This is a genomic window from Acinetobacter geminorum, assembly GCF_013009345.1.
GTDB lineage: Bacteria > Pseudomonadota > Gammaproteobacteria > Pseudomonadales > Moraxellaceae > Acinetobacter > Acinetobacter geminorum.
Map to the genome: position 1 here is coordinate 47,103 of NZ_JABELE010000019.1, position 8,483 is coordinate 55,585.

The 8,483-nt window shown below is 38.3% G+C and carries 6 protein-coding genes; 5 read left to right on the forward strand and 1 reads right to left on the reverse strand.

Annotated elements, in window-relative coordinates; all coding sequences use genetic code 11:
• Positions 1-11 precede the first annotated feature (11 nt).
• On the forward strand, positions 12-902 hold the full coding sequence (gene sucD / locus HJG58_RS16130) for a succinate--CoA ligase subunit alpha (RefSeq protein ID WP_000114637.1): 891 nt from the start codon (positions 12-14) through the stop codon (positions 900-902).
• A 404-nt stretch (positions 903-1,306) separates the two neighbouring features.
• Here sucD and trpS read toward each other — a convergent pair whose 3' ends face one another.
• The gene (gene trpS / locus HJG58_RS16135; RefSeq protein WP_002116097.1) at positions 1,307-2,320 is read right to left on the reverse strand and encodes a tryptophan--tRNA ligase; all 1,014 of its coding nucleotides are present in this window, start codon (positions 2,318-2,320) and stop codon (positions 1,307-1,309) included.
• A gap of 208 nt (positions 2,321-2,528) precedes the next feature.
• On the opposite strand from trpS, the gene HJG58_RS16140 reads away from it, so the two are divergent.
• The 4 genes from HJG58_RS16140 to HJG58_RS16155 all read left to right on the forward strand — a co-directional run.
• Positions 2,529-3,458, forward strand: a complete 930-nt coding sequence (locus HJG58_RS16140) for a DUF808 domain-containing protein (RefSeq protein WP_170249636.1) — start codon at positions 2,529-2,531, stop codon at positions 3,456-3,458.
• A 27-nt stretch (positions 3,459-3,485) separates the two neighbouring features.
• Positions 3,486-4,385 (forward strand): KPN_02809 family neutral zinc metallopeptidase, encoded by a 900-nt coding sequence (gene ypfJ / locus HJG58_RS16145; RefSeq protein WP_170249637.1) that lies wholly within the window; start codon positions 3,486-3,488, stop codon positions 4,383-4,385.
• A 237-nt stretch (positions 4,386-4,622) separates the two neighbouring features.
• On the forward strand, positions 4,623-6,125 hold the full coding sequence (locus HJG58_RS16150) for a cation:proton antiporter (protein WP_170249638.1): 1,503 nt from the start codon (positions 4,623-4,625) through the stop codon (positions 6,123-6,125).
• Positions 6,126-6,582: 457 nt separating this feature from the next.
• Positions 6,583-8,483 (forward strand): BapA/Bap/LapF family prefix-like domain-containing protein (locus HJG58_RS16155; RefSeq protein ID WP_170249639.1); only part of this gene is annotated, 1,901 nt, incomplete at its 3' end.

An 8,483-nucleotide genomic window follows, 5' to 3' on the forward strand; every position in this document is an offset into this window, starting at 1 on the left:
GAGTATCAATCATGAGCGTATTAATTAATAAAGACACTAAAGTATTGGTACAAGGTTTTACTGGTAAAAACGGTACTTTCCACTCTGCACAAGCTTTAGACTACGGTACAAAAGTTGTTGGTGGTGTTACTCCAGGTAAAGGTGGTACAACTCACCTTGACTTACCAGTATTCAACACAATGAAAGAAGCTGTACGTGAAACAAATGCAGATGCATCTGTAATTTATGTACCAGCTCCATTCGTTTTAGACTCAATCGTTGAGGCGGTTGATTCGGGTGTTGGCTTAATCGTTGTGATCACTGAAGGTGTTCCAACAATCGACATGCTTAAAGCAAAACGCTATTTAGAAACTAACGGTAACGGTACTCGTTTAGTTGGTCCTAACTGTCCAGGCGTGATCACTCCGGGCGAATGTAAGATTGGTATTATGCCTGGTCACATTCACCAACCAGGTCGTATTGGTATCATCTCACGTTCAGGTACATTGACTTATGAAGCTGTTGCTCAAACAACTAAGCTTGGTTTAGGTCAATCTACTTGTATCGGTATCGGTGGTGACCCAATCCCAGGTATGAACCAAATCGAAGCGCTTCAATTGTTCCAAGACGATCCAGATACTGATGCAATCATCATGATCGGTGAGATCGGTGGTACAGCGGAAGAAGAAGCTGCTGAATTCATCAAATCTAACGTGACTAAGCCTGTAGTAGGTTACATTGCTGGTGTAACTGCTCCTAAAGGTAAGCGTATGGGTCACGCTGGTGCGATCATTTCTGGTGGTCAAGGTACTGCTGAAGAGAAATTTGCTGCATTTGAAAAAGCAGGTATGGCTTACACTCGTAGCCCAGCTGAGCTTGGTTCAACTATGTTGCAAGTTTTAAAAGAGAAAGGTTTAGCTTAATCGCTTTACCCTGAATCTTAAAAAGCACCGCATCTGAAAAATGATGCGGTGCTTTTTTTATTTAAAAATAAGAGTTTTTATAAGTATAGCTAATTCATAAATAAAATTTTTAGGCAAAAAAATACGCAATGATTGGGGTGATCATTGCGTAGAACAACGAATCTGTAAAAACAGTTTCGGTTTAAGGAGAAATGTCGTGAGGCTCATATGATGTAACCTACATAGAGGATAATAGATAAAGTTAAGATATTCTTCATCGCTATTAGCGTTAATAAGTGTTACTTCACGTTAATAGGGTAAAAGCCTGTGAATGGCTATCAATACATTAGTAATTCTAAAAAATGAATATTATTGAATCTAATAAATAAAAAAAGCCCCGAAGGGCTTTTAGTTTCTAAAGAGAATTAAAATTTAAATAAACCTAAACCATCTTTAACTTCGTCTAAAGTCTGTTGAGTAATAAGACGGCACTTATCTGTACCTTGACGTAAAACATCCATAATATAGTCAGGATCTTTAGCAAGCTCTTCGCGACGTTCACGAATAGGTGTAATTAATTCTTTTAACACACCTTCAAGGCGTTTTTTAACCGTACCATCACCAAGACCACCGCGACGATAGTGAGCTTTTAATTCTTCAACTTCTTCTTTATTTGGGTCAAATGCATCTAAATATGTAAATACAATATTGCCTTCAACTTGACCTGGATCTTCAATACGAAGGTGATTTGGATCAGTGTACATCGCATTTACAGCTTTTTTAATGTCTTTATCAGAAGCATTTAAAACGATGGTATTGCCTAATGATTTAGACATTTTCGCTTTACCATCAAAACCAGGTAAGCGAGCCATATTAGAAAGCAAAGCTTTACATTCAGGCAAAAGATCTTGACCGATTTGGCGATTTACCCGACGTACGATTTCATTCGTTTGTTCAATCATTGGAATCTGATCTTCACCTACTGGAACCACAGTTGCTTTGAAAGCAGTAATGTCAGCCGCTTGTGCAACAGGGTAGCAGAGGAAACCAGCTGGAATGTCACGCTCGAAACCACGCATTTGAATTTCAGATTTAATGGTCGGGTTACGTTCTAAACGCGCAACTGTCACAAAGTTAAGATAGAGCATTGTAAGTTCATTGAGTGCTGGCAAGCAAGATTGAACACAAATAGTAGTTTTTGTTGGATCAATGCCTACAGCTAAATAATCTAGAGCAACTTCTAAAATATTACGACGAACTTTATCTGGATTATCTGCATTATCTGTTAATGCTTGTGCATCTGCTAATAAGAGGTGTTGATGATGGCTATCCTGTAAACCTACACGAGAACGCAAAGAACCGACAAAGTGCCCAAGATGAAGTTGTCCGGTTGGGCGGTCGCCTGTCAAAATAATTGGACGCTGATCAACATTACTCATTATTTATTCCACTATCGTATTAACTTAATCAGGGGTAGTAAGCCCTGTAATATAAAAGATTGGCATTATTGTACGGGAAATAAATTTTTTTCGTCAGCGATTGGGGAAACTTTTCTTAAAATAATATTGTGAATTTATTCAGTAAAATTACAGAAATTCAAAAAAATCATCTTACAATAGCCTTAATAAATACAAACTTGGATAAGAAATGGCGAGTGGCTTACTTTTATTACTAGATGATATAGCAGCAATTTTAGATGATGTTGCTTTAATGAGCAAAATGGCAGCCAAGAAAACTGCCGGAGTTTTAGGTGACGATTTGGCCTTGAATGCTCAGCAAGTAACAGGTGTGCGTGCAGATCGTGAACTACCTATTGTTTGGAAGGTGGCCAAAGGTTCATTTGTTAATAAGCTTATTTTAGTTCCTTTAGCATTGTTAATTAGTGTGATTGCACCTTGGCTTATTAATCCGCTATTAATGCTCGGAGGCTTATTTTTATGTTATGAGGGAGTAGAGAAAGTTCTTCATACCATTATGCATAAAAAAGCTTCTACATCAGAGGAAGCAAAAGCAGAGCTTGAAAATGAAGAATTAGACTTAGCAACTTTTGAAAAAGAAAAAATAAAAGGGGCAGTAAGAACTGATTTTATTTTATCGGCTGAGATCGTGGTGATTACGCTCGGTACAGTTGCTACTGCTACTTTAATGACCAAAGTAAGCGTTTTAAGTGTTATTGCAGTTGTGATGACGATTGGCGTTTATGGCCTAGTTGGTATGATTGTTAAGATTGATGATTTGGGATTATATTTAACAGAACAGTCGACCTCATTTAAACAAACTATAGGTCGAGGCCTATTAGCTTTTGCTCCTATTTTGATGAAATTACTTTCAATCGTGGGCACTATTGCAATGTTTTTAGTGGGGGGCGGGATTATTAATCATACGATTCCGTTGCTTCATCACTTAACTGAAGACACAGTGGATCATGTGGAAACAATACCAGCGGTAGGTAATATCATTGGTGCTTTAACACCAACATTAATTAACTTTGGAATAGGACTGGTTGCTGGTGCAATTGTTTTATTAATTGTGAGCTTAATAAAAAAAATGTGGCCTAAAAAAGCATCGGGTTCATGATGCCATTCTAAAAAGAAGAGGGAAATTATGCGCTGGAAAGGTCGACGAATTAGTAGCAATGTTGAGGACCGTCGAGGTGGTGGCGGTGTTAGAGCTGGCGGTATTAGTATTATTGGTCTGGTTGTTGCATTTGTTGCGTGGAAGTTCTTTGGTGTTGATCCACAGCAGGCTTATCAAGCAACTCAGCAGGTTACTGCTTCACAACAATCAAATGCAACTGCGCCAGAAAGTTTAACAGCCGAGCAAAAAGAAGCCTCCGATTTTGTTGGAACGGTTTTGGCTGATACAGAGGACGTCTGGACTCCTATATTTAAACAGTTAGGTAAAAGCTATACACCACCTAAATTAGTTTTATTTAGTGGAATGATTCAGTCAGGATGTGGCACAGCTCAATCTGCGATGGGGCCATTTTATTGTCCTGCAGATCAAAAGGTTTATATCGATACAGAATTCTTTAAAGATATGCGTCAGCAAATGGGAATTTCTGGTGAACAAAACCAAACTGAACTTTCAAGACAAGATCAAGCTGGAGATTTTGCTCAAGCTTATGTTGTCGCACATGAGGTAGGGCATCATGTTCAAACTTTGCTTGGTATCTCATCGCAAGTACAGCAAGCTCGTGCACAAGTCAGTCAAAGAGAAGGTAATCAATTATCTGTTCGTCAAGAATTACAAGCTGACTGTTTAGCGGGCATTTGGGCGAGTCATAATCAACAGCGAACTCAATTTTTAGAGCAAGGTGACATTGAAGAGGCTATGGATGCTGCTCAAAAAATTGGAGATGATTATTTACAAAAGCGTTCTACAGGTCAGGTCGTTCCGGATAGCTTTACTCATGGTAGTAGTGAACAGCGAATGCACTGGTTCCAAGTGGGTTTAAAAACTGGTGATATTAACCAATGCGATACTTTTAACAATCCAGTTTAAAAAATTATAGGATGAGTCTTGTTAAACATATTTAATAAGCTCATCTTTTTCTTTAGATTAAAACTATAAATAATGTTAAGAAATTTAACTGATTGATAGATTGTTCTATCAATTCGGTAAACTTGTGTCCTAATTTCTATTTTTTATGATTATGGCATTGTTTATGTCAGCTTTTTATTGAGTTAGGTCGATTTAGCAAAGTTTTTATTTGGTCGTTGACCCAGAAGAAGGGTATTCATGGGTAATTTTTTTCTACTACAAGCATTCACTGTGGTTTTTGCATTATCAATAGCAACCACTATCTTTAATAAGCGTATTTTAGGCTTTCCACAGGCGATTGGCGTACCTCTGGTTTCAGCAATTTTTGTCTTTATTCTACAGTGGGGTGCCAGCCTACTAAATGGTAACCAGTTTATTACCATTAACATTCATAATATTGAGGAAGCTGTACGCCATATCGATTTTTATGATTTTTTAATTAATGGTGTTATTTGCTTTATTCTAACTTCTTCTGCACTTAAATTTAAAATTTCAGATCTAAAAAGTTATTGGAAACAAATTAGTATTTTGGCAACAATTGCCTTAGTGCTTTGCGCCGTATTATTTGGCAGTTTACTCTACGGATTCCAATTACTGGTTGGATATCATGTGCCAATTCTGGTGCTGTTACTTTTAGGTGCAGCTTTAGGGGCAACAGACCCAATTGGTATTAAAGGTGTGCTTAGTTCTATTCGCGCACCACATCATTTAATTGTTAAATTAGAAGGTGAATCATTATTTAATGATGCAATGTGTATTGCATTGTTTATGACTTTACTTAATGTTTTACAGGGTGAACATTTTTCATTAGTAGCGACATTAGAAGCTCTACTTTATGAAATTGTTGTCGCCGTCGGGATTGGTTGGGCATTTGGGGTAGGGGTGTTGCGTCTATTACGTGGTAAACACGAAATGGAGTCCCTGATTTTAACAACAGCTTTACTTGCAAGTGGAGCATATTTGGTTGCTTTGTTTGCACATGCATCAGCACCGATTGCTTGTGTAATTGGCGGTTTAATTGTTGGAAACAAATGGAAGGAAATACGAGAAGAGCGAGAGATTCAAGAAGTTAATCATTTCTGGCACACTGTAGAAGGAATCATTAACTCATTCTTATTTACTTTAATTGGCTTAGAGTTATTTATTCTTGATCTAAACTTTAGCCTGATTTTAGGCGGTATTGTTGCATTCTTTATTCTTCATATTTCTCGTTTTGCTGCCAACTTTATGTCTTTTGCTTTCTTCCCAACAATGCGTAAGACCAAAAGTTACAATGGTAGTTTAACTATTTTATCTTGGGGTGGGGTACGAGGAGGAATTTCACTTGCATTGATTTTGGCAGTAGCCAATATCCCTGCCTTAAGTCCCTATAGTAGTATCCTGATTGGATATACATTTATTAGTGTATTGTTATCAGGTATTGTTTGCGGCCTAGGCTTACCAGCTGTGATGAATGCTTTTTATTACAACCCCAACGAAGAAACTGAAGGCTTAAAAGGCTTCTATCAAAGGTTGTGCCATAAGATGAACCGAAGAGGTTTTCAGTATATTGTGGGGGAGGATGCGCTGGGTAGAGAAACAATCACCGTTTATAATCCAGATATTCTTGTAGACCAAAAAACTGAGGACGGAATTGCGACAATGCATGACCCGAATAAGTTACAAGAAGTAAAAAGATTTGAGAGTCCTGATAATTTCTAAATATAAACAGTTTTAAATTTTATAAGATATTTAAAAATGAGGTTTTAGTGTAATAGTAAAATATTACCTAGAGCCTTTTTTTTCTATATATATCATTAATAATATATTTTATTTTATTAAGATATTAATAATTGTTATATGAATATTTTAATTAAATTATTTTTCAACAAATGGTAAATAGAAAAATAATAAATTTGTTTTATATATAAAACGTTTAACGTGATTTTTCATTAAATTGACATAAGAAAAACTTAACAAAGACTTATATATAATTTCTATTAATTAAAATTTTTCCTTTAGGTACTTTAGTATTTGTTTTTTTTATTTTAAAGTGTTTAATGTAAAAATGATCACATTACTTAATGTTTTTAAGTTGTAGGTCAAAAACTTAGAAAGATTAAGTAAAAAGAATTATACATAAAATCATTTAAATCAATAATATAAAAGGAATATAGATATGCCTGAAATACAAATTATTGCTAAGGACAATCATAAAACCTTAGCAACAACAGAGGGAACTTCTGCAAAACTTTCAGAAGCATCGGTCGTATTGGTAAAAGTAGCTGCCAGTGATGTGTTGGTAGTAAATAGGGAGGGTACCAATGCAGTTGTTCGGCTAAAAAATGGCCAAACCATTGTTATTGAAGACTTCTTTAGTGGAACAGCTGAGCCTAAAGATAACAGCCTAGTTTTTCAAGATGAAAATGGACAGTTGATTTGGGCAAAATTCAAAGATGCTGAAAATGATGCGGACGCCGATGCTGATGCAGACGCTGATGCTGATGCTGACAGTGATGTGGAACCACAAGCACTGGTAGCTGAGGATTTACCTGCTGCTTTACCGGCAGAAGCACCACAAGAGTTGGTATCTGACGTTATTTACCAGCCTATTTCCTCAATAGAACCATTACTTTATCACGATGCAGGTGTAAACCCATGGTTGTGGGCAGCTATTCCTTTAGTTGCGGGCGGTATTATCGCTGCAGCATCGAATAGTGATAATGATGATGACTCAACACCTGCTGACACCACTCCACCAAATACAGATGGAGTCACTTTCTCGGTTGATCCTGTTACTTCAGATAACGTAATTAATGCATCAGAAGCAGCAGGTAATGTCACGATTACTGGTGTTCTGAAAAACGTTCCTTCAGATGCGGCTACTACAGCCGTTACAGTTGTTATTAATGGGGTAACTTATAATGCAACTGTAAATAGTGCAGCAGGTACATGGACAGTAAGTGTACCGGGCAGCGGGTTGATTGCTGATACAGATAAAACGATTGATGCCAAAGTAACCTTTACTGATGCAGCAGGTAATAGTAGCACTGTTAACGATACTCAAACTTATACGATTGATACGGCTGCACCGAATGCACCGGTGATTGACCCAGTTAACGGGACAGACCCGATTACAGGTACAGCAGAACCTGGTTCAACAGTAACTGTGACATATCCAGACGGTAGTACAGCAAGTGTTGTAGCAGGACCGGACGGTACGTGGACTGTGCCAAACCCTGGTCTGAATGATGGCGATGAAGTTGAGGCGATTGCTACAGATCCAGCAGGCAATCCATCAGGCCCAACAACAGCTGTTGTTGACGCAGTTGGTCCAAATACGGATGGTGTTAACTTTGCTGTTGATTCGGTAACAGCTGATAATGTGATTAATGCATCAGAAGCAGCAGGTAATGTCACGATTACTGGTGTTCTGAAAAACGTTCCTTCAGATGCGGCTACTACAGCCGTTACAGTTGTTATTAATGGGGTAACTTATAATGCAACTGTAAATAGTGCAGCAGGTACATGGACAGTAAGTGTACCGGGCAGCGGGTTGGTTGCTGATACAGATAAAACGATTGATGCCAAAGTAACCTTTACTGATGCAGCAGGTAATAGTAGCACTGTTAACGATACTCAAATTTATACACTGGATACGGCAGCTCCTGCAGCACCAGTGATTGACCCGGTTAACGGGACAGATCCAATTACAGGTACAGCAGAACCTGGTTCAACAGTGACTGTGACATATCCAGATGGTAGTACGGCAAGTGTTGTAGCAGGACCGGATGGTACTTGGACTGTGCCAAACCCAGGCTTAAATGATGGTGATACGGTAACAGCAGTAACAGAAGATCCTGCGGGCAATACCTCAGGCCCGGCAACAGCAGTGGTTGATGCAGTTGCGCCGACAGTCGCACTGGATGATGTACTCACGAACGACAGCACACCTGCGTTAACCGGTACAGTCAATGATCCGACAGCCACTGTAGTTGTCAATGTGGATGGTGTTGACTATCCGGCAGTGAACAATGGTGACGGCACCTGGACGCTTGCAGACAATACACTGCCTGCGTT